Origin of the sequence: Vibrio sp. M260118 (assembly GCF_036533755.1) — a bacterium.
In the GTDB taxonomy this organism is placed as follows: domain Bacteria; phylum Pseudomonadota; class Gammaproteobacteria; order Enterobacterales; family Vibrionaceae; genus Vibrio.
This window is the reverse complement of record NZ_JATABG010000544.1, coordinates 1-1661: the sequence shown is the minus strand read 5'-3', so window position 1 is coordinate 1661 and position 1661 is coordinate 1. Positions and strand designations below refer to the sequence as shown.

Below are 1661 nucleotides of genomic sequence, written 5' to 3'. Positions count from 1 at the left end.
ATTAGAAACAGCGATGCCACGGTATAAATCGATGCTGAACCACCAACCGGACCTAGCATCTCCGTTACTGCTCTGGCAAGCCCAGTCACACTACTCCAAAGAAGAATTGCCGCCACGCCAGCGAAGGTGAATTTATGAGCGCTGTTTTGCATTATTAGACTATCTCAAACAAAAAAACCGAGCTGAACGCTCGGCTCAAAAATCACATAAGTGGACTAAATGATTTCCCAACTATGGGTCATTTCAACGCCCTTCCCGAGCATCAAACACACTGAGCAATACTTTTCCAATGAATCTGCAGCGACCTTAGCAACCACGTCAGGATCGAGGTTTTCGCCCGACACCTCAAAGTGAATATTCACCTGAGTAAAGATACGCGGTGCCTGTTCGCGGCGTTCGGTCGTTAACTTAGCGTTGCACGCACTCACTGCCTGCCCCGCCTCTTTAAGACCATCAACTACGTCTACTGAGCTACAACCACCAGCCGCCATCAATACCATTTCCATCGGGCTAGGTGCTGTTGCACCCCCGTTACCATCCATCACAATCGAATGACCAGATTGGGATTGGCCTAGAAACTTAAACTCATCAATCCACTTAACTTCGGCTTTCATTTCTTTCTCACTTTTACTTCATTTAGTCTCTGTCGGTAGGAAAAACGACACCAGTCTGGCGACGGATCTCTTGCAACAGTTTTGCCACTATCAACGAGCGTTGTGTGCAGCTTATATTCATTGATTGTTGCTTAAACTGGTTAGCGAATTCAAGCGCTTCATAGTACATAGGGTTGGGATCTTGCTTAGTGGTTAAATCCACACCGATATCAGTACCTCGGGTAAATTTAGTCAACTTCTTCGCTGTAGAGATCATCTCCATTAGCAACACACCTTCCTCACCCTGAATCTCACTCGGTAGGTAAGAATCGCTGGTTTTGGAGTGTTGTAGAACGACTTCAAAACCTTCATATTTAAGAATGACACTGCCGCTACCGTCTACACCCGAATCAAGCAGCTGAGCTTGCGCTGTCACTGAGGTGGGCTCACCAAACAATTCGATTGCCGAGCTCAAACAGTAGAAACCAATATCCATGATTGAACCATTGGCAAAGTCAGGGTTAAAGGTATTGGGATTCTCTCCAGCTAAGTATTTAGGGTAACGAGACGAATACTGGCAGTAAGTGATAAACCCTTTGCGAATTTTGCCAATCGACGACAGTGACTCTTTCAAACGCTTGAAGTTAGGTAAGTGTGACGACATGAAAGCTTCGAACAGCAAGACATTGTTTTTCTGAGCAACTTCGAACATCTCTTGAGCCAACGCATAGCTTGACGCCATTGGTTTTTCAACAATGACATGCTTGCCGCCCTGCATCATCTGAATGGCTTGCGGGCCGTGGAATACGTTTGGGCTAGCAATGTATACAACATCAACTAAGGGAGAGGTCGATAGCGCTTCAAGATCATCAAATAACGTTGGCGTACCGTATTTTTCACCAAACGTCTTAGCGCTCTCCAGTGAGCGAGAGTACACAGCACAAAGTTGGTATTGTCCTGTTTTTATGGCCGCATCGACGAACTGCGCGGTGATCCAGTTAGTTCCAATGATAGCGAGTCTTATCATTTTATTTTTCCTTGTATGACTTACTCTGTTAACAGCAAACC

Annotated in this window: 2 protein-coding genes and 1 pseudogene; all 3 read right to left on the bottom strand. The window is 45.7% G+C overall.

Annotated elements, in window-relative coordinates:
- A pseudogene (locus tag QTO00_RS19360) lies at nucleotides 1–152 on the bottom strand (EamA family transporter); the annotation flags it as partial.
- Between the two features lie 63 nt (nucleotides 153–215).
- Nucleotides 216–614, bottom strand: coding sequence for an OsmC family protein (locus QTO00_RS19355; RefSeq protein WP_331426200.1), 399 nt, complete (start codon nucleotides 612–614; stop codon nucleotides 216–218).
- Nucleotides 615–636: 22 nt separating this feature from the next.
- The gene (locus QTO00_RS19350) at nucleotides 637–1620 is read right to left on the bottom strand and encodes a Gfo/Idh/MocA family protein (protein ID WP_331426199.1); all 984 of its coding nucleotides are present in this window, start codon (nucleotides 1618–1620) and stop codon (nucleotides 637–639) included.
- Nucleotides 1621–1661 lie beyond the last annotated feature (41 nt).

What these genes read in the sequence shown, in the direction of transcription:
- QTO00_RS19355 (WP_331426200.1), bottom strand. Translation starts at nt 614, where the DNA reads ATGAAAGCCGAAGTTAAGTGGATTGATGAGTTTAAGTTTCTAGGCCAA.
- QTO00_RS19350 (WP_331426199.1), bottom strand. Translation starts at nt 1,620, where the DNA reads ATGATAAGACTCGCTATCATTGGAACTAACTGGATCACCGCGCAGTTC.